Source organism: Streptomyces sp. NBC_00400 (genome assembly GCF_036048035.1).
In the GTDB taxonomy this organism is placed as follows: domain Bacteria; phylum Actinomycetota; class Actinomycetes; order Streptomycetales; family Streptomycetaceae; genus Streptomyces.
Genome location: NZ_CP107940.1, coordinates 7,488,140 through 7,512,593 on the forward strand (window position 1 = coordinate 7,488,140; position 24,454 = coordinate 7,512,593).

Here is a 24,454-nt window from a genome sequence, read left to right on the forward strand (position 1 = left end):
GCCGATCAGAAGAGGAAGTACCTTTGCGCCATGGGGACTTCACTGACGTAGGCGCGCGGTACAGTCGCTCCGTTGAGTTCCGTACGGGCGTCCCCTGTCTTCGCACCGCCGATGGTGACCTCGAAGCTGTTGTGGTCGACCTTGAGACTCTCCGGCACCGTGTCGTTCAGCTTCATGTCGGCCTTGGTGATGCCCCGGATACTCGACGAGATCTCCACGAACTCCTTGACGAGACCGAGCCCACCGACCTTCATCTCGGTGACCTTCCCGCTGCTGTCCTGGACAGAGACGTCTCGCGAGTTCAACTTGTCGGCCACGCCCGGTGCCACGAAGTTGTACGAGTTGCTCTGCGGCGAGCCCCCGGTGGAGCCCCAGACCGCCCGCGGCAGGAAAGGCTGCGGTGTCGTGATCGATGCGTTGGCGTCGCCCACCTGCGCGTACGCGAGCTGCCCGCCCTTGAGGACCATGTGCATCTTGACGCCGAAGAACTTCGGTTCCCAGAGCACCAGGTCGGCGAGCTTCCCGGTCTCCACAGAACCGACGTAACCGTCGATGCCGTGCGTGATCGCCGGGTTGATCGTGTACTTGGCGACGTAGCGGCGTGCCCGGTAGTTGTCGTTCGGGATCAGCCTGTCTGCGTTGTGCGAGTGGTCGTTGTCGTCGGCGATCGGGCGGACCTTCGCGCTCTCGAGGTCCTCCTTCAGCGGGCCGTAGCGGGACTTCATGACGTGCGCGGTCTGCCAGGTGCGCATGATCATCTCGCCGATGCGTCCCATCGCCTGGGCGTCGGAGGACATCATCGAGATGGCGCCCATGTCGTGGAGGAGGTCCTCCGCGGCCATGGTGGACGGCCGGATGCGGGAGTCGGCGAAGGCCATGTCCGCCGGAATGTCGGGGTTGAGGTGGTGGCAGACCACCATCATGTCGATGTGTTCCTTGACGGTGTTCACCGTCAAGGGGCGGGTCGGGTTGGTCGAGGCAGGCAGCACGTTGTCCTCTTTGACCAGCTCGATCATGTCCGGGGCGTGGCCACCGCCGGCGCCCTCGACGTGGAAGATATGGACCGAGCGCTTCTTGCCGTCCTTGGTGCTGGTGAAGGCGTTGCGGGTGCTGTCCAGGAAACCGGATTCGTTCAGCGAGTCAGCGTGCAGGGCCAGTTGGGCTTTTCGACTCTCGCACACGTCCAGCGTCGCGTCGATCACGGCGGGCGTGGCTCCCCAGTCCTCGTGGACCTTGAAGCCGATGACGCCGGCGTCGACCTGTTCGTTGAGGGCATCCGTGTTCACCGTGCTGCCCTTGCCGAGCAGGCCGATGTTGACGGGGTAGGCGTCCAGGCTCTCGAAGGCCCGGGTGATGTGCCACTCGCCTGGGGTCACCGTGGTGGCCGTGCTGCCCTCGGCGGGGCCGGTGCCGCCGCCGATGAGCGTGGTCACGCCCGAGGCGAGGGCCTCGTGGATCTGCTCGGGGCAGATGAAATGGACGTGGGTGTCCACGCCGCCCGCGGTGAGGATCCGCCCGTTGCCGGAGATGACCTCGGTGCTCGGACCGACCACGAAGTTCGTCGGCTGCACCGGCAGCGTCGGCTGCACCGGCAGGTCGCTCGGGGACGTACGGTCCGGCATCTCGAACGCGTCGTCCGGGATCGGGTCCATCGTCTCGGGGTTGTACGCCTTGCCGATGGCGACGATCTCACCGTCGCGGATACCGACGTCGGCCTTGACCACCCCCCACCAGTCGAGGATCAGCGCACCTGTGATGACCGTGTCCACGGGCTTGCGGCCTTCGGCATCCCCGTCTCTGGGGATGTGGGACATGCCCATCGACTCGCGAATCACCTTTCCGCCGCCGAAGATCATCTCGTTGCCGCTGTGCTTCGGACCGCCGCTCCAGTCGGCCTCGATCTCGACGGTCAGAGCGGTGTCGGCCAGGCGGACGCGGTCCTCGGCGGTGGGCCCGTACAGAGTGGTGTAATCGGCCCGCTTCAGCACGTTGCTCGCCGCCGAGTTCTCCGGTGGGCTCGCCGACCTGCTGTTCGGCGGGGCGGCTTGGTTGTTGCTCACTGGTGCGTCTCCTTGCGCAGTCCCTTGACCTGTCGATCTCCCTGGATCTCCACCAACTCGACGCAGCACTCGTCGCCCGGTTCGAAGCGCACGGACGTACCTGCGGCGATGTTCAGCCGCCGCATCCATGCCGCCTCGCAGTCCTTGAGCTCCTGGGGCGATCCCAGCTCCGGACCGGCAGGCACCTCCACCTTGAGGACCTTCAGCCCCGGGTTGACCTCGGCGAAGTGATAGTGGGAACCGACCTGGACAGGGCGGTCCGACACGTTCTTCACCCTGACCCTCGTCCTGCCCTCACCCGGCAGCGTGGTGGCGTCCTCCTGCAGGTCGGCGTTGAACGCAATCGCCTTGTACCAAGACACCGCCTCCGCCTCCCGGCACTTGTCGCGGCACGGGGACGAGTTGTTGTCACTGCCGCCGTCGCAGTCGACCGGGCAGTCCGGCTTGCGGGGCGGCCGCGGGTGCTCGACTTTGCCCGGGTAGACCTCCGGTTCCGCTGTCGCCTCCGGGAAGGGATCGTGGAGGGTGACCAGCTTGGTGCCGTCCGGGAAGGTGGCCTCCACCTGAATGTTCTTGATCATCTCCGGAACGCCGTCCATCACCTCGCTCCGACTGAACAACTGCCGGCCCGAGTCCATGATGTCGCTGACTGTCTTGCCGGCGCGCGCCTGCTCAAAGACGTGCACCGTCAGCAGGGCCATCACCTCGGGGTAGTTGAGGAGCAGCCCACTGTCACGGCGCCGCTGCGCTACGTCGGCCGCCACATGGATCAGCAGGCGCTCCTGCTCATGCGGAGTCAAATGCACGATGAGCCGTTTCTCTTGAGCGGACAGTGCGTGCGGCCGGGCATGCCGAGGGACACGGAAGACGTCCTCGAACGGCGTCAGTCGCGCCTCGATCATCAGCGGGAGAAATCATCGAGAAGGCCAGGTCACGGATCGTGTACACGATCCGGTGAAATCGAGTCGGAGGGCGCGTAGTCTCTCCGCCGTACAGCAGGGGTTGGTGGCTGAAACCGCGACGCATGCCGCCAAGCCGGTCGAGCCAGCAGGTCGAGACGAGACTTCAGGCAGCCGTCGCCAGCGCCGGAGGGGAGAGCGTGGAGCAACCGTGCCACTGCGCGAACGTCCGTTCGTCTCGGGGTGAACCGCTCCCTGGATCAGGTCGCCATCGGCTATGAGCCACGGCCATCGCGATCCGCGCACAGGGGCGCCTTCGGTGTGCGTAGGCCGTGCCTTACATGGCTGTTGATCGTTGGCGGGGGATCGGGCCGCGAACGCGTGGGGTGTGCATATGACGTCCGTTTCCCCCGGTCAGGGACCGATTCGTGTCGGTGTTGTGGGTCTGAGTGCGAGCGGCGGGTGGGCGGCCACCGCTCATGCGCCGGCACTGGCCGGGCTCGACGGATACGAGTTGCGGGCGCTCAGCGCCAGCAGCGACGAGTCGGCGCGTGCGGCAGGCGAGACGTATGCGGTGCCGCTGGCCTTCAGCAGTGCGGAGGAGTTGGCCCGCAGTGAGGAAGTCGATCGTCGCGGGTGAGAGCAACTCCGGCATTTTCCCGACGCAGCAGCAGGACGACGCGGTGGGCGCGCTCTATCTGCTGGACAACAACCTGTCGCTGCTGGCGAAGACGTCTGTCGTCGTCATGCAGGCCAGGCGGGCGGCGCGGGCGAAGTCACCGATCCGGCCGCGGCTGAGCGTCCTCTGGTGGAGGGTGCGCCATCGCTGTGTGAGCTCGGCGGCGGGGGAGCTTCCGTGGGGGAAGCTGGAGGGGCAGGGGAGGAAGTTCTCCCTGCTGCTCACCACTCGATTCGGCAACGCCGTCGCGGTGAACACGTGAAACACCTACACCTGGAAACCGGCGTTGGCGGAGGCCGGCGTCATCCCGCCGCGTGCCAAGGGGGCGAGACCCTGGAAGTGGGCGGCGGTCCCGAAGGACGGGTTCCACGTGCTGGGGGACACCTATGCCTCGGTCATGCCGGAGGCCGGAGAGTCCGTCGTGATCTTGGCGCGGTGGCTCGGGCACTCCTCGTCCGCGATCACCCTTGGTTACTATGCTCACTTCATGCCGGAGGCCGGAAGCAAGGGGCGCACTGCTATCGACGGACTGCTCGGGAAGCAGGGAGAACCGCACGCCATGCGAAACTCCCCAGATTCTCCCCAGGGCCGTTGACGGGCGATTTCCGCTGTTGCACCGGCCCGAAGTCGACCATGGATTGCAAGGCTGAAGAGACGGATGGCCTGAGAAAGTGCTTACAGAAGTGGCGGCGACTCGCTATGTCACACCCCTGCGTGAAGGCGGATCGCTTCCGGGGATCGTCGAGGCCGACGACCTCGGTACCTACGTCATGAAGTTCACCGGTGCCGGGCAGGGGCGGAAGACGCTCGTTGCCGAGGTGATCTGCGGAGAGCTGGGCCGGCGGCTCGGGCTGCGGGTGCCGGATCTGGTGCGGATGCAGCTCGATCCCGTCATCGGGCTGGGGGAGCCGGACCAGGAGGTCCAGGAGCTGCTGAAGGCCAGTGGTGGGCTCAATCTGGGGATGGACTACCTCCCCGGGGCGCTGGGCTTCGATCCGCTCGCCTTCGAGGTGAGTGCTCGTGAGGCGGGCCGTGTGGTGTGGTTCGATGCGCTGATCAACAACGTCGACCGGTCCTGGCGCAATCCCAATCTGCTGGTCTGGCACGGCGAACTGTGGCTGATCGACCATGGCGCGGCGATGATCTGGCACCACAACTGGCCGAGTGCGCAGAAGGCTTCGGCCCGGCCGTACAACGCTTGTGACCACGTGCTGGCCACCTTCGGGCCGGATATCGCGGCGGCGGCCGAGGAGTTCGGTCCGCTGATCACCGAGGAGCTGCTGACCGGAATCGCGGCCGACGTGCCGGACGAATGGCTGGCCGACGAGCCCGGCTTCGATTCCCCGGACGCGCTGCGCCAGGCGTACGTGAGCACGCTGCTGGCCCGCGCCGGGACGATCAGCGAGCGGATCACCCTCGGGGAGCCCACCGAGGACAAGCCCTCGCAGGCGCCGGAATGGCTGGCCGCGCGGCTGGCACGGAGGGCAGTGAAGTGACCGGTCTGCACAACGGGCGCGATGTCTTCGAGTACGCGCTGCTGAAGGTGGTGCCCCGGGTCGAGCGCGGCGAGATGATCAATGCCGGCGTGGTCGTGTACTGCCACGCCCGGCGCTTCGTCGAGGCCAGGACCCATCTGGACGAGGCCCGGCTGCTGGCTCTGGATCCCACGACCGACGTGGCCGGGGTGCGGGCCGCGCTCGGTGCCGTCGAGGGCATCTGCCAGGGCGGCGAGCGGGCCGGACAGGCGGCGGGGGAGGACGCGGGACGCCGTTTCCGCTGGCTGATGGCGCCGCGCAGCACCATCGTCCAGCCGGGCCCGGTGCACACCGGCCTGACCGCCGATCCCGCTGTCGAGGCCGAGCGGCTGATGGAGTTGTTGGTGCGCTGACGGTGCGCTGATGTGCGCTGAGGTCTTGCGGGTCCGCCGCTCAGGGCGCCCGGTTCCGTCTCCGGGGCGGAACCGGGCGCCCTGTCGTGTGACGTGGTCGTGTGACGTGATCGCGCCAGGCTCCGGCCTGCCTTGCAGGTGAGGTGTGCAACGGCGCGGTGGTGGGGCGTTGACAGCGGGTTGCCGGGCTTCTAGCGTCAGCCCTGCTCAGGGTACTAAGCGGTTGCTCACCCACGGGATCGGTGCGGCGGACCGCTTGTCGAGGTTTCAAGGGTGAGGAGAACCCGCATGTCCACCACCGAGCAGCGCGTTGCCATCGTGACGGGCGCGGCCCGCGGTATCGGCGCGGCCACCGCCGTCCGTCTGGCCGCCGAGGGCCGCGCGGTCGCCGTACTCGACCTCGACGAGGCGGCGTGCAAGGACACCGTCGAGACGATCACCAAGGCCGGGGGCAAAGCCATCGCGGTCGGCTGTGACGTCTCCGACGCCGAGCAGGTCGACGCGGCGGTCGCACGCGTCGCGTCCGAGCTCGGTGCGCCGACGGTCCTCGTCAACAACGCCGGTGTGCTCCGGGACAACCTGCTGTTCAAGATGAGCGAGACCGACTGGGACACGGTCATGAACGTGCACCTGCGGGGTGCCTTCCTGATGTCCCGCGCCTGCCAGAAGCACATGGTGGACGCCAAGTTCGGGCGGATCGTGAACCTCTCCTCCAGTTCGGCGCTCGGCAACCGCGGCCAGGTCAACTACTCGGCGGCCAAGGCCGGTCTGCAGGGCTTCACCAAGACTCTCGCCATCGAACTCGGCAAGTTCGGCGTCACCGCCAATGCCGTCGCCCCCGGTTTCATCGTCACCGACATGACCGCCGCCACCGCCGAGCGCGTCGGCATGGGCTTCGAGGAGTTCCAGGCCGCGGCCGCCACCCAGATCCCGGTGCAGCGCGTCGGCCGCCCCGAGGACATCGCCAATGCCATCGCCTTCTTCACCGGTGAGGCGGCCGGCTTTGTGTCCGGCCAGGTCATGTACGTCGCCGGCGGCCCGCTCAACTGACCGCCCCACCGACTCCAGGAGTACAGAACATGACCGAGCAGGACAGCGGGCTCCCCGAGCTCACCGGCAAGGTGGCGCTGATCACCGGCGGCAGCCGCGGCATCGGCTACGGCATCGCCGAGGCACTGGTGGCCCGCGGCGACCGGGTCGTCATCACCGGCCGCAACGAGGACTCCCTCAAGGAGGCCGCCGAGAAGCTGGGCGCGGACCGGGTGATCGGTGTCGCCGGCAAGGCGCATGACGAGGCCCACCAGGCCGTCACCGTCGAGCGCGCGATGGAGACCTTCGGCCGCGTCGACTACCTCGTCAACAACGCCGGTACGAACCCGGTGTTCGGCCCCATCGCCGACCTCGACCTGGGCGTCGCGCGCAAGGTGTTCGAGACCAATGTCGTCTCGGCACTGGGCTTCGCGCAGCGCACCTGGCACGCCTGGCAGAAGGACAACGGCGGTGCGATCGTCAACATCGCCTCGATCGCCGGCCTCAACGCCTCGCCCTTCGTCGGTGCGTACGGGATCAGCAAGGCCGCCATGGTGAACCTGACGCTGCAGCTCGGCCACGAGTTCGCGCCCGGGGTGCGGGTCAACGCGATCGCGCCCGCGGTGGTCAAGACCAAGTTCGCGGCGGCGCTGTACGAGAACCGTGAGGAGGAGGCGGCGGCCGGCTACCCGATGGGGCGGCTCGGCGTCCCGGAGGACATCGGCGGGGCCGCGGCCTTCCTGCTGTCCGATGCCGCGGGCTGGATCACCGGCCAGACCCTGGTCGTGGACGGCGGGCTGTTCCTGAACGTCGGCGTCTGACGGCACCGGGCGGGCCCGGAGGCCCGCCGTGGTGTGCGCTCCAGGAAAGACAGCGGCCGTGGTGCCGGTCCCCGTCGGGGCCGGCACCATGTGCGTTCCGGCGGACCGGAGCCATCGGCCCGCGGACGGCGTTGTCAGTGGTCGCCGGTAGGTTCTGGGAGTGAGAACGCAATGCACACCGGAGGTTGTTGACGTGGTGACCGACATGCTGCCCGAATCCTGGCGCGGGGTCCTCGGCGAGGAGTTGGAGAAGCCCTATTTCAAGGAGCTCACCGACTTCGTCGAGCAGGAGCGGGCCGCCGGTCCGGTCTACCCGCCCCGCGAGCAGGTCTTCGCGGCGCTGGAGGCGACGCCTTACGACCAGGTGAAGGTGCTCATCCTGGGCCAGGACCCCTATCACGGCGCGGGCCAGGGTCACGGTCTGTGTTTCTCCGTGCAGCCCGGTGTGAAGACACCGCCGTCGCTGCGGAACATCTACAAGGAGATGAAGGAGGAGCTGGGCCACCCGGTTCCGGACAACGGATATCTGATGCCCTGGGCCCGGCAGGGAGTGCTGCTGCTGAACGCCGTCCTCACGGTCCGCGAGGCCGAGCCCAATTCTCACAAGGGCAAGGGATGGGAGAAGGTCACCGACGCGGTCATCCGTGCCGTGGCCTCCCGGCCCGACCCGGCGGTCTTCGTGCTCTGGGGGAATTACGCCAAGAAGAAGCTGCCGCTGATCGACGAGGAGCGGCATGCGGTGGTGCAGGGTGCGCACCCCTCCCCGCTGTCGGCGAAGAAGTTCTTCGGCTCCCGCCCCTTCACCCAGATCGATGCGGCGGTCGCCGCCCAGGGGCATAGCCCGATCGACTGGCGGATCCCTGACCTGGGCTGAGCCGTCCGGCCCGTCCGGCCGGCCATGACGGGGGAGTCCACCACCCGGTGCGTCGCGCACACCGCGCGCAGGTCCCCTCCGGCGGTTAGCGTCGGGGAAACGGCAATGACCGTGGTGAGCGGATACGGAGTGCGCGGTGGTGGACAAGCGGCGGGAGGCGACGCCCGAGGACGGGGTGCTGACCCGGATCGGCCAGGCGATCATGTTGCATCGCGCGGGCGACCGGGAAGAGGCACGCAACCGCCTCTCGGCGCTGTGGCACGAGATCGGGCCGCAGGGAGACGCCTTCCACCGCTGCACTCTCGCCCACTACATGGCCGACACCCAGGACGACCCCAGGGACGAACTCGACTGGGACCTCAGGGCCCTGGAGGCGGCCGAGGGCTTTGTCACCGAACGGCCCGGGAACACCGACGTGCCGGAAGCGCCGAAGGTGGCCGACGGCCCCGGCCCCCGCCACCCCCTCGTCGCCCTCCGGGCGTTCTTCCCCTCGTTGCATCTCAATATCGCGGCCGACTACGCCGCCCTGGACCGGCCTGCCGATGCGCGGGCGCAGCTGCGGCGCGCCCGGGCCTCGGTCAACGCCCTCGCCGACGGCGAATACCGCCAGGGCTTGCGGGACGCCATCGACCGGCTGCAGCTGCGGCTCGACGGCACCGCCCGCCACACCCCGTAGAACCGCGGGCCACGCCCCCCGTAAGCGGGCGCGCTCACCGTCGCAGCATTCCGTCGAGCAGCTACCTGCAGGACAGGACGATGTGGGCGATGAGGTAGGAGCCGTAGGCGCACGGCAGACCACCGGAAAGATCCGCCTCCCGGGCGGCCGCCGGCCGGCCCGTACCGCGGCTCACCACCTGGCGCTCCCGCCCGGCCTGTGCGCTGCGCGCCGCCCTGATGGCCGCCACCGCCCGACTTGCCCCGGATCTGATGCTGCGGGCCCTGGACGGGATCGCCGACCGGTGGCCGCCGGGCGGCACGTATGCTTCCGGCACGCGAGGCACCAGGGCCGCGGCGCAACCCAAGGAGCACGAGTGAAGGTCGGCTGCATCGGACTCGGCGACATCGCCCAGAAGGCGTACCTCCCCGTACTGGGTACCCAACCCGGGCTCGAACTGCATCTGCACACCCGCACCCCGGCCACCCTCGAACGCGTCGGCGCCGCTCACCGGCTGACCGGGGCACAGCTCCACGGCGACCTGGACTCGCTGCTCGCCACCGGCCTGGACGCGGCCTTCGTGCACGCCGCCACCGCTGCCCACCCCGAGATCGTGAACCGGCTCATCGAGGCAGGGGTGCCGACCTACGTCGACAAGCCGCTCTCCTACGAGCTCGCCACCTCCCAGCGCCTTGTCGCGCTGGCCGAAGACCGCGGTGTGGGCCTCACCGTGGGCTTCAACCGCCGTTTCGCTCCCGCCTACGCCCAGTGCCGCGAGCATGCCCGGGATCTGATCCTGATGCAGAAGAACCGGATCGGGCTGCCCGAGGATCCGCGCACGCTCGTGCTGGACGACTTCATCCATGTCGTGGACACCTTGCGGTTCCTCGTCCCCGGCGAGATCGACCACATCGATGTGCGGGCCCGGATCCGTGAGGGGCTGATGCAGCATGTGGTGCTGCAGCTCTCGGGCGACGGTTTCACCGCTCTCGGCACCATGAACCGCCTGAGCGGATCCACGGAGGAAATCCTGGACGTTTCCGGTCAGGACACCAAGCGCCAGGTCGTCAATCTCGCCGAGGTCATCGACCACAAGGGGCAGCCGAGCATCCGGCGCCGTGGCGATTGGGTGCCGGTCGCCCGGCAGCGCGGTATCGAGCAGATCGTCCTGGCTTTCCTGGACGACGTACGGGCCGGCCGGCAGTCGTCCGCCGAGGACGCCCTGCGCACCCATGAGCTGTGCGAACGGGTGATCACCGACGCGCTTGCTCAGTCCGCCTGCTGAGCGCCCGCAGCCCCGCGTACCCGCCGGCGAGCACCAGCGCACCCATCGCCCCGTACACCGCCCAGTCACCGAACCGGGTGTACGGGCTGGTGCCCGCGGCCAGGGGCAGATCGTAGACGGCCGCCGCACTGCGGTCGGTGCCGAGCCGTTCGCCGATCTGCTCACCCCGGGGGCCGTACACCGCACTGATGCCGGTGAGCGTGGCGTGCACCATGGGCCGCCAGGTCTCCGCGGCGCGCAGCGCGGCCAGTGACGCATGCTGGGCGGGCGCCCAGCTGTCCTGGAAGGTCGAGGTCGAGGACTGGGCGACCAGCACACGCGCGCCGTCACGCGCCAGATGGCGGCTCATGTCGGGAAAGGCGGTCTCGAAGCACACCAGCGGCCCGATGCGCAGTCCGCCCGCGGCGGCGACCGGCATCACCACCTGGCCGGTGCCGCGCAGCCGGTCGCTGGGGGCCGCCTTGCCCACCCGCGTCGCCCAGCCCAGCACGGACCGGAACGGTATGTACTCGCCGAAGGGCACCAGCCGCATCTTGGCGTAGCGGTCCCCGGTGGGTCCGTCCGGGCCGATCAGGACCGCGCTCTTGGAGATGCCCGGCCGTCCGGCGTGTGCGGAGTCGGCGTTGATCAGCAGCTCGGCGCCGGTCTGCCGGGAGAGGGCGGCGAGGCGGGCGGCGAGCGCCGGGTGGTCCGCCGGGTCCGTGTAGAGGCTGCTCTCGCCCCAGACGATCAGGCGCACCCCGCGGCCCGCCAGCGACCGGGTCAGGGCCTCGCTGCGGTCCAGGCGGGCCGCGGGGGTGCCGGTCCGGTTCGGCTGGACGACCGCGACCCGCACCGAGCCGGTGATGCGGGGGACCGGCGCCCAGAGCCAGGCCACGGTGCCCGCCAGCGCGCACACCAGCAGTCCGGCGACAGCGGGCAGCCGTGCTGCCGGGCGGGCGATCAGCTCGGCCACCGCCGTGTTCACCGCCACCACCAGCAGGCTCACCAGCCACACCCCGCCGACCGACGCCAGCCGCAGCGCGGGCGGCACCTGCCACTGACTGGCGCCCAGCAGCCCCCAGGGGCCGCCCAAGTACTCCCAGGAACGGACCAGTTCGACCATCAGCCAGCCCGACGGCACCAGCACCAGTGCCGCGGCGCACCGTCCGCCCGTCGCCCGCCGCCGCCCTTCGGCAGAGGCTTCCCCGGCCCTCGTCCGCACGGGCTCCTCGCCCGCCGCCCCGCCCGCCGGGGGCGCGTCACCCAGCAGCACGCGGACCAGCACCCCCCAGGGGGCCCAGAACGCACCGAGCAGCAGGGCGAGCACGAGGATGAAGATGTGCAGGCTGGGCAGCAGCCACTGGTGGACGGCCAGGATGAAGCCGGTGCCGCCCAGCCAGCCGTCCAGCGCCGCCCGCCGGCGGGTCGGTGCCGACCGCACCAGCAGCAGCCAGGGCACCAGCGCGACATACGCCAGCCACCACCACGACGGCGCGGGGAAGGTGAGGGCCGGCACCGCACCGGCGAGCATGGCGGCCGCCCCCCGGGCCCAGGGGGAGCCGAGCCACCGCGCCGGACGGCCTGGCGGTGTGTCCATGCGGCCTCCCTGGATGCGGCCGGCCCGCTGCCGGTCCCGGCCGGTCGGACGGCCAGTGTGCGCGGCGGGGCCGCTCGGGGAAAGAGGGGGCGCCGCGACGGCCGCACCAGGCGGCGACGGGCGGCGAGAGCGGTCACTCACCGTCGGCCCATACCTCGCGCCACTTCTCGTGGACGACGACGCCGGTCAGCCGCCAGCCGTCGGCGGTGCGCCGGGCGGTGAACTCGTAGCGGCCGGCGCAGGTGTAATTGGGGGCGGTGGGGCCGCCGCCGCCCTCCGTCGCGGGGCCGGCGAGCCGCATCGGGTTGAGGTAGTCGGCCTGGACCGTGGCGGAGTCCCCGGGAGCGCCGTCCCGGCGGGCGAGGGTGATGCGGCGGTTGACGATCAGATGCTGCCGGATGGCGAAGTGCTGCAGCATCTCGCCGAGCCAGGCGGCGATCTCGTCCACGCCGCCCTCGATGCCGCCCGCGGAACGGTAGTCGGCCCGGCCGTCCGGGGTGAACAGGGCACGGTAGCCGGGCCAGTCACCGTCGTCCACGGCGATGGCGTACCCGGTGATCAGATCGTCGAGGGCGAGGCGGTCCATGACAGTGGAGTGTTCCGCGCGCTGCGTCATCATCTCAGTTTTCGGCATCCGGACGGCCCCCGCCAAGAGGCGGGGGCCGTCCGGCGCGGCGTCAGATCACCAGCGCCGAATCCGGCACGGCATCCGGGCCGGAATCCGTGTGCCGGGCCTCCTTTGCGGCTTCCCGCCGCTCCTCCGAGTCGGTGAACTGCGTCCGGTAGAGCTCCGCGTAGCGCCCGTCCGCGGCCAGCAGCGTCTCGTGCGTGCCGCGCTCGACGATCCGTCCGCCCTCGACGACCAGGATCAGGTCCGCGGCCCGTACGGTCGACAGCCGGTGGGCGATGACCAGTGCGGTACGGCCCTCAAGGGCCTCGGTGAGTGCTTCTTGCACCGCCGCCTCGGAGGTGTTGTCCAGATGGGCGGTGGCCTCGTCCAGGATCACCACCCGGGGGTGGGCGAGCAGCAGCCGGGCGATGGTCAGCCGTTGCCGTTCGCCGCCCGAGAGGCGGTAGCCCCGTTCGCCGACGACGGTGTCCAGCCCGTCCGGGAGCCCGGCGATCAGGTCCTCCAGACGCGCCCGGCGCAGCGCGTCCCACAGCTCCTCCTCGGCCGCCTCCGGCCTGGCCAGCAGCAGGTTCGCGCGGATCGTGTCGTGGAAGAGGTGCCCGTCCTGGGTGACCATCCCCAGGACGTCGCGCAGCGAGGCGGCGGTCAGCTCGCGGACGTCCACGCCGGACAGCCGGACCGCGCCGGAGTCGGTGTCGTACAGCCGGGGCAGCAGCTGGGCCACGGTCGACTTGCCGGCGCCCGAGGAGCCGACCAGGGCGACCATCTGGCCGGGCTCGGCACGGAAGGAGATGCCGTGCAGGACCTCTTCACCGCCCCGGGTGTCGAGGGTGGCGACCTCCTCCAGGGAGGCCAGCGAGACCTTGTCGGCGGACGGGTAGCCGAAGCGGACGGAGTCGAACTCCACGGACACCGGGCCCTCGGGGACCGCGCGGGCATCCGGCTTCTCGGAGATCAGCGGCTTGAGGTCCAGCACCTCGAAGACCCGCTCGAAGCTGACCAGCGCGCTCATCACCTCGATATGGGCGCCGGACAGCGCGGTCAGCGGGGCGTAGAGCCGGGTGAGCAGCAGGGCCAGCGAGACGATCGCGCCGGGCTCCAGCCGTCCGTTCAGCGCGAGGTAGCCGCCCAGGCCGTAGACGACGGCCAGTGCCAGGGCGGAGACCAGGGTGAGGGCGGTGACGAAGTACGTCTGGACCATGGCCGAACGGACCCCGATATCGCGCACCCGGCGGGCCCGGGTGGCGAATTCGGCGGACTCCCGGGCCGGGCGGCCCATCAGCTTGACGAGGGTGGCGCCCGGCGCGGAGAACCGCTCCGTCATCTGGGTGCCCATCGCCGCATTGTGGTCGGCGCCCTCCCGGCGCAGATCCGCCAGCCGCCGGCCGACCCGGCGGGCGGGCAGCACGAACAACGGCAGCAGCACCAGCGCGATCAGGGTGATCTGCCAGGACAGACCGAGCATCACCACGAGGGTGAGCAGCAGCGTCACGATATTGCTGACGACCCCGGACAGGGTGTCGCTGAAGGCCCGCTGGGCGCCGATCACATCGTTGTTGAGGCGGCTGACCAGGGCTCCGGTGCGGGTACGGGTGAAGAAGGCGACGGGCATCCGCTGGACGTGGTCGTACACGGTCGTCCGCAGATCCAGGATCAGCCCCTCTCCGATGCCCGCCGACAGCCAGCGGGTCACCAGCCCCAGACCCGCCTCGGCGACCGCGATCACGGCGATCAGCCCGGACAGTCCGAGGACGAGGGATGCCGAGTCGCCGCCCACGATCGCGTCCACCACCCGGCCGGCCAGCAGCGGGGTGGCCACCGCGAGCATCGCGGTCACCGTGCTCAGTACGAGGAACCACAGCAGACGGCGGCGGTGCGGCCGGGCGAATGCCGTGATGCGGCGCAGGGTGCCGCGGGAGAAGCGGCGCCTGCCCTGCTGCGCGCTCATGGTGCTGTGCAGCGCATGCCAGGCGGTGACTTCCATGTCCATGGGTGGGCCTCCGGTGTGCCGGGTCGTCACGGGATCGCCGTGCGTGACCGGCGACATACAAGGAAGGTAAGACCTCAACCAATGTTGAGGTCAAGCGATTCCGGTGACTTCACCCGCCGGGCGCGCCGGACCGGGGACCGGGGGCGGCTCAGGCGCCGAAACCGCCCCGGAGCGGACGCTCCCAGAGCACGGGCCGGCCGGCGCCGCCCGGGCCGGTCACCGTCAGCCGGATGCCCGGCCGGCCGTCGGGGAGCGGGGTGGTGACGTCCACAGCGATCTCCAGCCGGGCCGGCGGCTGTGGTGGTGCCGGGGCCGGGGCGGTCACGTCCGCCAGTGCTTCGCGGAGTGCGGCCAGCAGCTCACGGGCGGTCTTGTCGTCGACCCGGGTGTCGACCGGTCCGGTGAACCGGACCGACGGCCGGGTGCCGAGCGCCGCGGTGGCTGCGCCGGCCTCCCGCAGCACGCGGGTGCGCAGCCCGGGCGGGGCCTCGGGTGGTCCCTGCTGCAGCGCGATGATGGCCGTTCTGATCTCCTGGATGGTGGCGTCCAGCTCGTCGACCGCCTGGCCCACCCCCTCCTGCACCTCCGGCACCAGCGCCTTGCGCCGGGCGGTCTCCAGCAGCATCCCGGTGGCGAACAGCCGCTGGATGACCAGATCGTGCAGATCGCGGGCGATCCGGTCGCGGTCCTCCAAGACGGCCAGCCGCTCGCGGTCCCGGTGCCGGTCGGCCAGCACGAGCGCCACCGCGGCCTGCGCGGCGAACTGTGTCCCCAGGGTCCGTTCGGTGTGGCTGAAGCGGCGGTCGCCGGACATCCGGCACAGTGCGAGGGCGCCCAGCACCCGCCCGCTGCTGCGCAGTGGCAGCAGCATCGTCGGGCCGTAGTGCCGCGATATCGGGGAGACCGAGCGCGGGTCGTCGGCGAAGTCGTCGGAGAAGACCGCGAGCCCGGCATATATCTGGTGGACGACCGGACTCCGGGGCGGGATCCGGCCGCGGTACGCCTCGGTCCGTACGGCCTCGGACAGCACGGTGGAGATCGCCACGACCTCCATACCGCCCTCGGCGTGCGGCAGCAGGACCGCTCCGGTCGCCGCCTCGGCCAGCTCCCGGCCCTTCTCGGCGACGACCGTGAGGGCGTTGGTGGTCGTCGAGCCGGTCTCGGGCCCGGCCAGCAGTGCCGTGGTGATGGATGCCGCGCCGTCGATCCAGCGTCGGCGCTGCCGGGCGGCGGAGTGCAGCCGGGCATTGCTCAGGGCGATACCGGCCTCGGTGGCCAGTATCCGCACCAGGTGCAGATCCGCGTCGCTGAACTCCTCGCCGCCGTCCTTCCCCGCGACGTACAGCGTGCCGAACCGCTCCCCCTGCACCTGGACGGGAACCTCCAGGGAGCTTCCGGCGGGCGGCTCGCCTTCGGGGGGTGCGCCGTGGGTGACCGGTCCGCCGGGCCCGTCGCCGTCCTCGTCGCGGAGGCTGACGGCGGCGTGGCGCGCACCCGTGAGGGAGGCGGCGGTCTCGGCGATACGGCCCAGGGCGCGGCCCAGGTCGTGGTCGGAGCCGACGGCCGCCATCGCCTCCAGCAGCTGCGGAAGCCGGGAGACCGGCCCACCGGCGAGCTCGCGCAGGCTCTGCGCGGTGCGGTCGGGGAGATCTCCCGCGGGCTCCGACGGCTTCAGGACACACCTCTCACTTTCCGGCGGTCCGGACAGTGTAATTCGCCCGAAAGAGTGCTATTGGGGGCTCTCGGGATGCGCGCCCGGGTGGGGTGCCGGGGAGGTGATCGGTGGGCCGGTCACCTGGGTGGCGGTGCAGGCGAGTCGCCGGGGCCCGACAGCCCCCGCTGCCTGACAGCCCCCGCGGCCCGGCTCGCGGCCACCTATCTCGGCCACGCCCACCAGGGGCGACTTTGAGACAACCTGAAGCTCAGGCGTACGCCGGGACTTTGAGGGCGCGGCCCGCGGGTAAGCCGTAGACAACTACGGGCACAGCAGCAGAAACACAGGGACACAGACGACACACCGCCGCACTACCGACGACCCGGAAACGGGCCGACCCGCCCGGATTGCGCCGGGCGCCCCCCACACCTTCCGAACATCTCCGCCGCAGTCGCGTGGCCATATCCCGCGCCTCGGCACGAAAGTGGGCCGGGCCGATGGATACAGGTCAGAACTACCCGAGACTCGTGGGACCCAGCAGCGCCGCGGGCGGCACGACCGTGCTGGAGCTCCGCGGTGAGCTGGACATTCTCGCCGTGTCGGTGCTGTCCGACCAGCTGGACGAGATCACCGGTACGCAGGGCACCGACCTCGTGGTCGACGTCCGCGCGGTCACGTTCATCGACTGCGCCGGACTGTCCCTGCTGAGCCGCGCCCGCTACCGGACGCGGCAGCGCGGCGGCCGGCTGCGGCTGACCGGCGTCTTCGGCGGCGGGAGCGTCGCCAGGCTGCTGCGGATGACCGGGCTGACCGGCAGCTTCGAGATCCTGTCCGACGAGACCGGGGGCGACGACGGGGGCGGAGCCGCCGGATCATCCGGATCGGCCGCGGTCACGGACGCGGCCGTGGTCACGGACGCCGCGGGCACGGCCGTCGCCTGACCCGCGCCGTCGTCGCACGGCAGTCGCCTGCCCCGCACCGTCGTCGCAAGGCCGTCGCCCGACCCGACCCGCCGTTCCGCCGTTGCCCGGTACGCCACGCCGCCGCCCGACCGTGCGCCCCCCGGAGCATCGACGACACCACGCCGCCCACGGCCCGGCGGCGCGGCACCGGGAATCAGGCCGGCAGGACCGCCTCGATGGCGGTGACCAGTTCCCCGGCCTCCGGCTCGGTGCGCGGCCGGAAACGGCCCGCGACCCGGCCCTGGGCATCGATCAGGAACTTCTCGAAGTTCCACTGGACGTCACCGGCCGCCCCTTCGGCGTCCTCGGTGCCGGTCAGTGCCGTGTACAGCGGGTGCCGGTCCGCGCCGTTGACGTCGGTCTTCTCGAACAGCGGAAAGCTCACGCCGTACGTCGCCGAGCAGAAGGTGGCGATCTCCTCGGCGGTTCCGGGCTCCTGGCCCGCGAACTGGTTGCTGGGGAAGCCCAGCACACTGAAGCCACGGTCCGCGTAGCGCTGCTGCAGCCGCTCCAGACCGGAATACTGCGGGGTCAGCCCGCACTTGGACGCCACATTCACCACCAGCAGGGCCTTGCCCCGGTAGTCGCCGAGCGAAGCGGGCTCACCGGTCAGGGTGCGCAGGGGGATGTCGTACAGGCTCACGGGCATGCTCCTCGTCACGGGTCCGCGGATACGGACGGCCATCATCCGTGCCAACCGCGCTGCCCGTCCCGATCTTCCCCGGATCGTCGAACGGCCAGGACACGACCGGCCGGATCGCTCCCGCGCGCCACTCCTTGAGCAGCTGGTCGAAGATCGGCGTCTTTTCCTCGGCCGGGCGGCGGGCCTGCGGGGCGGGGGGCGGCAGGGCCGGCGGCTGGTGGGGGAGGGAGATGCGCTGAAAGGGGTGCGAGGCGGGCTTCTTGGCGTCCATGCCCGGACTCAACCGGAAATCGGCCCCCGAGTTGCGGGACGCGGCCGGGGCGGTCCCGAGATGCCCCTGCGGCGGTGACGGGCAGAAGATACGTTCGCGCGTGACGGAGGAGCCGGTGGATATCCCACCGGCCCCTCCGTCAACGACAGTCTCGTCCGTCACCCCACCAGGTCCCCGCTGTTCGCACGGGGCGGGGGTGCGCCGGGCGGGTCAGCTCCGGCACAGCAGCGCGGCAAGGACCTCCCGCAGCGCCGCCTCGGGGTCGGCCACCCGCCCCTCGGCCCGCCACGCCACGAAGCCGTCGGGGCGTACCAGCACCGCACCCTCGGGCGTCGTCCCGTGCTTCTCGGCCCAGTCGGCGCCGTCCTCGGGAGCCAGGTCGTCGTTCGGCCCCGTGCCGATCATGTAGCAGGCCAGCCCGAGGGAGAACTCCTCGTTGGCGCCCTTGACCGCGGTGCGCCACATCTCGCCGTCGGTACCGGTCAGCAGGACGAAGGACTTCTCGTACAGATCGAGGGTCGAGCGCCGCTCGCCGCCGGCCCGCAGCCACATGTGCGGGGCGCGGGTGCCCGGTTCGCCCGTGAGCCGCATCTGGTCGGGCACCACCGGCAGCCCGGGGTCGGCGCCGACGACCGCGCCCTGCGGATAGCAGTACCCCAGGGCGACGGTCAGCACCCCGCGCTGCCGGCCGCCGGCCGCGCCGGGAGCCGGCGCATACCCCGGGTGGCTGTGCTCGGCCGAGCGCGCCGAGGCGCGGGCGCTGGTCTCCCGCGCCACCGGCTGCCGCTCCGCCTCGTAGGTCGCCAGCAGCTCCGGGCCCGCCGCGCCGTTGAGCACGGTGGCGAGCTTCCAGGCGAGGTTGTGGGCGTCCTGGATGCCGGTGTTGGAGCCGAACGCCCCGGTGGGGGACATCTCGTGGGCCGAGTCGCCGGCGAGGAAGACCCGGCCGGCCGCGTACCGCTCGGCGACCCGCTCGGCGGCGTGCCACGGGGCCTTGCCGGTGATCTCAACTGCCATGTCCGGTACGCCCGTTGCCCGGCGGATGTGGTCGATGCACCGCGCGTCGGTGAAGTCCTCCAGGGTCTCGCCCGTGTCGGGGTGCCAGGGGGCGTGGAAGACCCATTCCGCCTTGTTGTCGACCGGCAGCAGGGCGCCGTCGGCCTCGGGGTGGGTCAAGTAGCAGGCGATGAAGCGGCGGTCGCCCACGACCTCGGCGAGCTGCGGCGCGCGGAAGGTGATGCTCACGTTGTGGAACAGGTCGCCGGGCCCCGTCCGGCCGATGCCCAGCCGCTCGCGGACCGGGCTGCGGGGCCCGTCGGCGGCGATCAGGTAGTCCGCGTGCACGGTGGTGAGCTCGCCGGTCTCCCGGTTCTTCAGCGTCGCCCGCACCCCCTGCGCGTCCTGTTCGAAGGAGCTCAGCTCGGTGGAGAACCGCAGGTCACCGCCGTGCTCGCGGGCGCAGCGCACCAGTACGGGCTCCAGGTCGTTCTGGCTGCACAGGCACCAGGCGGACGGGCTGATGCGGGCCAGCCCGCCACCCGGGTCGATCTCCTTGAACAGCCACTCCTGGTCGTCGCCGGTGAGTGAAGGGGCCTGCAGGATCCCGTGGTTGTCGGCCAGGACCGACGCTGCCTCGCGGATCCGCTGCTCCGCACCGGCCACCCGGAACAGCTCCATGGTGCGGACGTTGTTGCCCCGCCCGCGGGGGTGGCGGGAGGTGTCCGCGTGCTTCTCGACCAGCAGATGTCTGATGCCCAGGCGTCCCAGGAACAGCGACGCGGACAGGCCGACCAGGGACCCGCCCACGACGAGTACCGGCACCCGGTCTTCGACGGTGGGATTCATTGCGTGCTCCAGCTCCAGGGACGCTTACGGCAGATGGAGCACGAATGCCCGGCTCAGAGCCTGTTCGATCACGGTTCACCTGCATGGCTCACAGATCTCGCGCCACCCGTGGGTCGCGGTGACGATCGAATCCGGGACGCCCCCCGCGACATGGGGCAGGCCGTCCCCACCATCCGGCTCAGTCACCCGGATCGCACCGGAACTGACGACGCACCACTGGGGCCATCGGGCCCCGAAGGAGATGCGTAGACGATGACAACGCTGTCGGAACGAATATCCCAGTCGGCCTTCGACGGCTCCCGGCTGAGGGTCGTGCTGCTTCTGGACCTCCATGAAGGAGCCCAGCAGGACTTCCTCGAAGCCTACGAGCACCTGCGCAACCAGGTCGCGTCCGTCCCCGGACACATCACCGACCAGCTGTGCCAGTCCATCGAGAACCCCTCCCAGTGGCTCATCACCAGTGAATGGGAGAGCGCACCGCCGTTCCTGGCCTGGGTCAACAGCGAGGAACACGTCAAGATGGTCCAGCCGCTGCACGGCTGTGTGCGTGACACCCGGTCGCTGCGCTTCAGCGTCCTGCGCGAGACCTCGAACGTCGCCCGCCTCGCGCCCGAGCCTCCCAAGGGCCGCCTGCAGGCCAACCCCCGCGTCGGCGACGGGGTGGTCCGGCACGCGCTGACCTTCACCGTGAAGCCGGGCAGCGAATCGATGGTCGCGGACATCCTCGCCGGGTACACCTCCCCGGAGGCCCGGGTCGACGACACCACCCGGCTGCGCCGTACCTCCCTCTTCATGCACGGCAACCGCGTCGTGCGTGCGGTCGAGGTGCAGGGCGACCTCGTCGCGGCGCTGCGGCACATCTCCCAGCAGCCCGAGGTCCGGGCCGTCGAGGAGGCCATCAACCCCTATCTGGAGCAGGACCGCGACCTGAGCGATCCGAACTCCGCCCGGGTGTTCTTCACCCGGGCCGCGCTGCCCGCGGTGCACCACGTCGCCTCGGGCGGACAGCAGCCCGACGGCATCAAGCGGCATGCGCTGTTCTACCCCGCCAAGGAAGGCTGCGGCATGACGCTGGCCCAGATGCTCGCCCGCCAGGACGAGCTGGCCGCGGACGATCCGTCCTGCCCCATCGCCGGCAGCACCGTCTTCCAGCGCGACGACGTGGTCGTCCGCCTCATCGATCTCCGGATCCCGATCGAGAGCGATCCCGTGCTGGCGCTCGGTGTGCGCGGTCCTCGCAAGACGGCCGTGCTGCGGCGTCTGCTCGACACCGAAGTGGCCGGCGGTCTGTCCAACGACCGGGAGCTCGCACATTTCCTGGAGCGCGCCGACATGGCTCTCATCACGGACCGCCGGGCACCGGGCGCCTGAACGGGCCCGGCCGCAGCAGGTCTCTCCCCTCATTCACCCCCGGCCCCAGCCCCTGGAGGAAGCAGCCATGACCACGTACCGCCCACGCATCGTGGACCTCAGCGAGACCCAGCCCAACCGCCGGCGCGGAGGTGATCTGCGCGCCATGCTGACACCCAGCGCGGTGGGCGCCACGAGCGGCTTCATGGGCATGGCACTCGTGCAGCCCGGCGAGCGCATCGGTGAGCACTACCACCCCTATTCCGAGGAGTTCGTGTACGTCGTCCAGGGCGCACTCGAAGTGGACCTCGACGGGGAACCGCACCCGCTCCGCCCTGACCAGGGGCTGCTGATCCCCCCGTACATGCGGCACCGCTTCCGCAATGTCGGAGACGTGGAGGCCCGTATGGTCTTCCACCTCGGCCCGCTGGCCCCGCGCCCGGAGCTGGGCCACGTCGACACCGAGGGCACGGAAGAGAGCACACCGGCCGCACCACCGGAACGCACGGAGCCGGTGTCATGACCCGCCGTGTGGCGGTCACCGGCGTCGGGATCGTCGCTCCGGGCGGTGTGGGTGTGACCGCCTTCTGGGACCTGCTGTCCGCAGGCCGCACGGCGACCCGGGGCATCACCCTTTTCGACCCGGAGGGGTTCCGCTCGCGCATCGCCGCCGAGTGCGACTTCGATCCCGCGGCCCACGGGCTGAGCGAGGAGCAGGTGGCCCGCTCCGACCGGTACATCCAGTTCGCGATGGTCGCCGCGGACGAGGCGCTGCGCAGCGCCGGCCTGGACACGGAGGCCGAGGACCCCTGGCGTATCGGGGTGTCCCTGGGCACCGCGGTCGGCGGTACCACGCGCCTGGAGCACGACTATGTCGCCGTCAGCAACCACGGTGAACGGTGGGACGTCGACCACCGGCCGGCCGGCCGCTATCTGGAGCGGGCGTTCTCTCCCAGTTCGCTGGCCTCCGCGGTGGCGGAACGGATCGGGGCCCACGGCCCGGTGCAGACCGTCTCGACGGGCTGCACCTCCGGTCTCGACGCCATCGGGTACGCCTTCCACTCCATCGAGGAGGGCCGGGTCGATGTGTGCATCGCCGGCGCATCCGACTCACCGATCTCCCCGATCACCGTGGCCTGCTTCGACGCGATCAAGGCGACGTCCGCGAACAACGACGATCCCGCCCATGCCTCCAAGCCGTTCGACGCCCACCGCGACGGATTCGTGATGGGGGAGGGCGGCGCCGTCCTCGTCCTGGAGGAGCTGGAACACGCCCGCGCCCGTGGTGCGACGGTCCACTGTGAGATCCGTGGCTACGCGACCTTCGGCAACGCGTACCACATGACCGGTCTCACCCAGGAAGGCCTGGAAATGGCCGAGGCGATCAACCGGGCCCTGGGCGACGCCAGGATCGACGCCACCCAGGTCGACTACGTCAACGCGCACGGCTCCGGCACCCAGCAGAACGACCGGCACGAGACGGCCGCGGTCAAGCGGTCGCTCGGCGAACACGCCCGCAAGATCCCGATGAGTTCCATCAAATCCATGGTCGGTCACTCGCTCGGGGCCATCGGTGCGATCGAGATCGTGGCCTGTGTGCTGGCACTCACCCATCAAGTGGTGCCGCCCACGGCCAACTACGAGACTCCGGACCCGGAGTGCGATCTCGACTATGTGCCCAAAACCGCACGGGAGCTGCCGCTGCGTTCGGTGCTCTCGGTCGGCAGCGGCTTCGGTGGATTCCAGTCAGCGGTGGTACTGACCCGACAGGGTGGGAGGGCATCATGAGCTCCCCGAAGACACGTCGTTCCGTCGTCACCGGCATCGGTGTCATCGCCCCCAACGGGGTGAGCACCGAGACCTTCTGGAAGGCGACCGTGGAGGGCATCAGTGTCCTCGACCGGGTCACCCGTGAAGGGTGTGAGCATCTTCCGCTCAAGGTCGCCGGAGAGGTCCGCGGCTTTGACCCGGCGGATCTGATCGAGGAGCGCTACCTCGTCCAGACCGACCGGTTCACCCACTTCGCCATGGCGGCGGCCAACCTCGCGCTGGACGACGCCCGGCTCGGCCGTGCCGACTACAACGACTCACCGTTCGCGGTGGGCGTCGTCACGGCCGCCGGATCCGGCGGCGGCGAGTTCGGCCAGCGGGAGCTGCAACGGCTCTGGGGCCAGGGCTCCCGCCACGTCGGCCCGTACCAGTCGATCGCCTGGTTCTACGCGGCGAGCACCGGACAGATCTCCATCCGGGGCGGCTTCAAGGGGCCGTGCGGAGTCGTGGCCAGCGACGAGGCGGGCGGCCTGGACGCCCTGGCGCATGCCGGCCGCACCATCCGGCGCGGCACCGATGCCGTCGTCGTGGGTGCCGCCGAGGCGCCTCTGGCCCCCTACTCGGTCGTCTGCCAGCTCGGCTACGACGATCTGAGCAAGCTCGACGACCCGGCCCGCGCCTACCGCCCGTTCACCAGCGGCGCCTGCGGATTCGTGCCCGCCGAGGGCGGCGCGATGCTGATCGTCGAGGAAGAGGCGGCGGCCGTGAGCCGTGGGGCGAGCGTCCGGGCCCAACTGGCCGGGCACGCCGCGACCTTCACCGGAGCCTCCCTGTGGGAGGAGTCCCGGGAAGGGCTCGCGCATGCGATCCGCGGCGCGCTGGCGGATGCGCGGTGCGCCCCGGAGGAGATCGATGTGGTGTTCGCGGACGCGCTCGGCGTTCCTGCGGCCGACCGGGCCGAGGCGCTGGCGATCGCGGACGCCCTGGGCCGGCACGCCTCGCAGGTCCCGGTGACCGCACCCAAGACCGGCACCGGGCGGGCGTACTGCGGCGCCCCTGTTCTGGACACCGCGGCCGCGGTGCTCTCCATGGAACAGGGCGTCGTGCCGCCCACCCCCAACGTCGTCGATGTCTGCCACGACCTTGACGTGGTGACCGGCCGGGCCCGCCCGGCCGAGTTGCGGACGGCGCTGGTGCTGAGCCGGGGGCTGATGGGCTCGAACGCGGCACTGGTGCTGCGGAAGGGCTCCCCGTCCCTCTCGTGAGAAGGAGAACCGCACATGAACGCTCAACTGACGCTCAACGAGCTGGCCGCGCTGATGAAATCCGCCGCCGGGCTCACCGTCGACCCGAAGGAGCTGGCGAACCGGCCCGACGCGACGTTCAACGAGTTCGGCCTGGACTCGCTCGGCCTCCTCGGCATCGTCGGCGAGCTGGAGAACCGGCAGGGCCGTCCGATGCCGACCGACGCGGAGCGCTGCAAGACGCCGCGCGACTTCCTCGCCCTCGTCAACGCCGCTCAAACCGTCCCCACCGTCCAAGAGAACGTTTCTACGACAGGAGCCTGAC

The 24,454-nt window shown here is 70.7% G+C and carries 25 protein-coding genes and 1 pseudogene; 15 read left to right on the forward strand and 11 right to left on the reverse strand.

Annotation, left to right across the window (positions count from 1 at the left end; translation table 11 throughout):
• Positions 1 to 5: 5 nt before the first annotated feature.
• The 3 genes and pseudogenes from OHS81_RS32925 to OHS81_RS32935 all read right to left on the reverse strand — a co-directional run.
• Complete coding sequence (locus OHS81_RS32925; RefSeq protein ID WP_328391589.1) at positions 6 to 1,988, reverse strand: urease subunit alpha; 1,983 nt, start codon at positions 1,986 to 1,988, stop codon at positions 6 to 8.
• 68 nt (positions 1,989 to 2,056) lie between these two features.
• Positions 2,057 to 2,422, reverse strand: coding sequence for an urease subunit beta (locus OHS81_RS32930; protein ID WP_328391591.1), 366 nt, complete (start codon positions 2,420 to 2,422; stop codon positions 2,057 to 2,059).
• 150 nt (positions 2,423 to 2,572) lie between these two features.
• A pseudogene (locus OHS81_RS32935) lies at positions 2,573 to 2,866 on the reverse strand (urease subunit gamma); the annotation flags it as partial.
• Between the two features lie 532 nt (positions 2,867 to 3,398).
• Between OHS81_RS32935 and OHS81_RS32940 the strand changes: the two are divergent.
• The 8 genes from OHS81_RS32940 to OHS81_RS32975 all read left to right on the forward strand — a co-directional run bounded on the left by OHS81_RS32940 (position 3,399) and on the right by OHS81_RS32975 (position 8,926).
• Positions 3,399 to 3,599 (forward strand): hypothetical protein, encoded by a 201-nt coding sequence (locus OHS81_RS32940; RefSeq protein ID WP_328389329.1) that lies wholly within the window; start codon positions 3,399 to 3,401, stop codon positions 3,597 to 3,599.
• Positions 3,574 to 3,900 carry a hypothetical protein gene (locus OHS81_RS32945; RefSeq protein ID WP_328389331.1) on the forward strand — a complete coding sequence of 109 codons (327 nt, stop codon included), beginning with the start codon at positions 3,574 to 3,576 and terminating at the stop codon, positions 3,898 to 3,900. The genes OHS81_RS32940 and OHS81_RS32945 overlap by 26 nt, the downstream gene beginning before the upstream one ends.
• 409 nt (positions 3,901 to 4,309) lie before the next feature.
• A complete protein-coding gene (locus OHS81_RS32950; protein WP_328389333.1) occupies positions 4,310 to 5,134 on the forward strand; it encodes a HipA family kinase in 825 nt (274 codons plus the stop codon).
• Positions 5,095 to 5,526 carry a DUF3037 domain-containing protein gene (locus OHS81_RS32955; protein WP_328389335.1) on the forward strand — a complete coding sequence of 144 codons (432 nt, stop codon included), beginning with the start codon at positions 5,095 to 5,097 and terminating at the stop codon, positions 5,524 to 5,526. Before OHS81_RS32950 ends, OHS81_RS32955 begins: the two co-directional genes overlap by 40 nt.
• A gap of 288 nt (positions 5,527 to 5,814) precedes the next feature.
• Entirely contained in the window at positions 5,815 to 6,576 is a 762-nt protein-coding gene (gene fabG / locus OHS81_RS32960; RefSeq protein WP_088796372.1) for a 3-oxoacyl-ACP reductase FabG, read from the forward strand.
• Between the two features lie 29 nt (positions 6,577 to 6,605).
• Positions 6,606 to 7,376, forward strand: coding sequence for an SDR family oxidoreductase (locus OHS81_RS32965; RefSeq protein WP_328389340.1), 771 nt, complete (start codon positions 6,606 to 6,608; stop codon positions 7,374 to 7,376).
• Between the two features lie 205 nt (positions 7,377 to 7,581).
• Positions 7,582 to 8,250 (forward strand): uracil-DNA glycosylase, encoded by a 669-nt coding sequence (locus OHS81_RS32970; RefSeq protein WP_328391592.1) that lies wholly within the window; start codon positions 7,582 to 7,584, stop codon positions 8,248 to 8,250.
• 139 nt (positions 8,251 to 8,389) lie between these two features.
• Complete coding sequence (locus OHS81_RS32975) at positions 8,390 to 8,926, forward strand: hypothetical protein (protein WP_328391594.1); 537 nt, start codon at positions 8,390 to 8,392, stop codon at positions 8,924 to 8,926.
• Between the two features lie 61 nt (positions 8,927 to 8,987).
• On the opposite strand, the gene OHS81_RS32980 is transcribed toward OHS81_RS32975, so the two are convergent.
• Positions 8,988 to 9,155, reverse strand: a complete 168-nt coding sequence (locus tag OHS81_RS32980) for a hypothetical protein (RefSeq protein ID WP_328389342.1) — start codon at positions 9,153 to 9,155, stop codon at positions 8,988 to 8,990.
• Positions 9,156 to 9,281: 126 nt separating this feature from the next.
• On the opposite strand from OHS81_RS32980, the gene OHS81_RS32985 reads away from it, so the two are divergent.
• Positions 9,282 to 10,190 carry a Gfo/Idh/MocA family protein gene (locus OHS81_RS32985; RefSeq protein WP_328389344.1) on the forward strand — a complete coding sequence of 303 codons (909 nt, stop codon included), beginning with the start codon at positions 9,282 to 9,284 and terminating at the stop codon, positions 10,188 to 10,190.
• On the opposite strand, the gene lnt is transcribed toward OHS81_RS32985, so the two are convergent.
• The 4 genes from lnt to OHS81_RS33005 all read right to left on the reverse strand — a co-directional run bounded on the left by lnt (position 10,159) and on the right by OHS81_RS33005 (position 15,960).
• Positions 10,159 to 11,769 carry an apolipoprotein N-acyltransferase gene (gene lnt / locus OHS81_RS32990; protein WP_328389346.1) on the reverse strand — a complete coding sequence of 537 codons (1,611 nt, stop codon included), beginning with the start codon at positions 11,767 to 11,769 and terminating at the stop codon, positions 10,159 to 10,161. The genes OHS81_RS32985 and lnt overlap by 32 nt on opposite strands.
• A gap of 133 nt (positions 11,770 to 11,902) precedes the next feature.
• The gene (locus OHS81_RS32995) at positions 11,903 to 12,385 is read right to left on the reverse strand and encodes a nuclear transport factor 2 family protein (RefSeq protein ID WP_328389348.1); all 483 of its coding nucleotides are present in this window, start codon (positions 12,383 to 12,385) and stop codon (positions 11,903 to 11,905) included.
• 61 nt (positions 12,386 to 12,446) lie between these two features.
• Positions 12,447 to 14,390, reverse strand: coding sequence for an ABC transporter ATP-binding protein (locus tag OHS81_RS33000; RefSeq protein WP_328391596.1), 1,944 nt, complete (start codon positions 14,388 to 14,390; stop codon positions 12,447 to 12,449).
• 148 nt (positions 14,391 to 14,538) lie between these two features.
• Entirely contained in the window at positions 14,539 to 15,960 is a 1,422-nt protein-coding gene (locus tag OHS81_RS33005; protein WP_328389350.1) for a sensor histidine kinase, read from the reverse strand.
• 611 nt (positions 15,961 to 16,571) lie between these two features.
• Between OHS81_RS33005 and OHS81_RS33010 the strand changes: the two genes are divergently transcribed.
• Positions 16,572 to 16,985: an STAS domain-containing protein gene (locus OHS81_RS33010; RefSeq protein ID WP_328389352.1), complete on the forward strand. Its 414-nt coding sequence runs from the start codon at positions 16,572 to 16,574 to the stop codon at positions 16,983 to 16,985.
• Positions 16,986 to 17,160: 175 nt separating this feature from the next.
• Here the strand turns inward: OHS81_RS33010 and OHS81_RS33015 are convergent, their stop codons facing one another.
• The 3 genes from OHS81_RS33015 to OHS81_RS33025 form a co-directional block, all read right to left on the reverse strand.
• Positions 17,161 to 17,649 (reverse strand): glutathione peroxidase, encoded by a 489-nt coding sequence (locus OHS81_RS33015; protein ID WP_328389354.1) that lies wholly within the window; start codon positions 17,647 to 17,649, stop codon positions 17,161 to 17,163.
• Positions 17,609 to 17,920, reverse strand: coding sequence for a hypothetical protein (locus tag OHS81_RS33020; protein WP_328389356.1), 312 nt, complete (start codon positions 17,918 to 17,920; stop codon positions 17,609 to 17,611). Before OHS81_RS33020 ends, OHS81_RS33015 begins: the two co-directional genes overlap by 41 nt.
• A 210-nt stretch (positions 17,921 to 18,130) precedes the next feature.
• Positions 18,131 to 19,765, reverse strand: coding sequence for an FAD-dependent oxidoreductase (locus OHS81_RS33025; RefSeq protein ID WP_328389358.1), 1,635 nt, complete (start codon positions 19,763 to 19,765; stop codon positions 18,131 to 18,133).
• A gap of 252 nt (positions 19,766 to 20,017) precedes the next feature.
• On the opposite strand from OHS81_RS33025, the gene OHS81_RS33030 reads away from it, so the two are divergent.
• The 5 genes from OHS81_RS33030 to OHS81_RS33050 all read left to right on the forward strand — a co-directional run bounded on the left by OHS81_RS33030 (position 20,018) and on the right by OHS81_RS33050 (position 24,453).
• Positions 20,018 to 21,136: a SchA/CurD-like domain-containing protein gene (locus tag OHS81_RS33030; protein WP_328389360.1), complete on the forward strand. Its 1,119-nt coding sequence runs from the start codon at positions 20,018 to 20,020 to the stop codon at positions 21,134 to 21,136.
• A gap of 67 nt (positions 21,137 to 21,203) precedes the next feature.
• Entirely contained in the window at positions 21,204 to 21,638 is a 435-nt protein-coding gene (locus OHS81_RS33035) for a cupin domain-containing protein (RefSeq protein WP_088796354.1), read from the forward strand.
• On the forward strand, positions 21,635 to 22,903 hold the full coding sequence (locus OHS81_RS33040) for a beta-ketoacyl-[acyl-carrier-protein] synthase family protein (RefSeq protein WP_328389363.1): 1,269 nt from the start codon (positions 21,635 to 21,637) through the stop codon (positions 22,901 to 22,903). The genes OHS81_RS33035 and OHS81_RS33040 overlap by 4 nt, the downstream gene beginning before the upstream one ends.
• A complete protein-coding gene (locus tag OHS81_RS33045) occupies positions 22,900 to 24,150 on the forward strand; it encodes a ketosynthase chain-length factor (protein WP_328389365.1) in 1,251 nt (416 codons plus the stop codon). Before OHS81_RS33040 ends, OHS81_RS33045 begins: the two co-directional genes overlap by 4 nt.
• A 15-nt stretch (positions 24,151 to 24,165) precedes the next feature.
• A complete protein-coding gene (locus OHS81_RS33050) occupies positions 24,166 to 24,453 on the forward strand; it encodes an acyl carrier protein (protein WP_129292754.1) in 288 nt (95 codons plus the stop codon).
• Position 24,454: the final 1 nt, after the last annotated feature.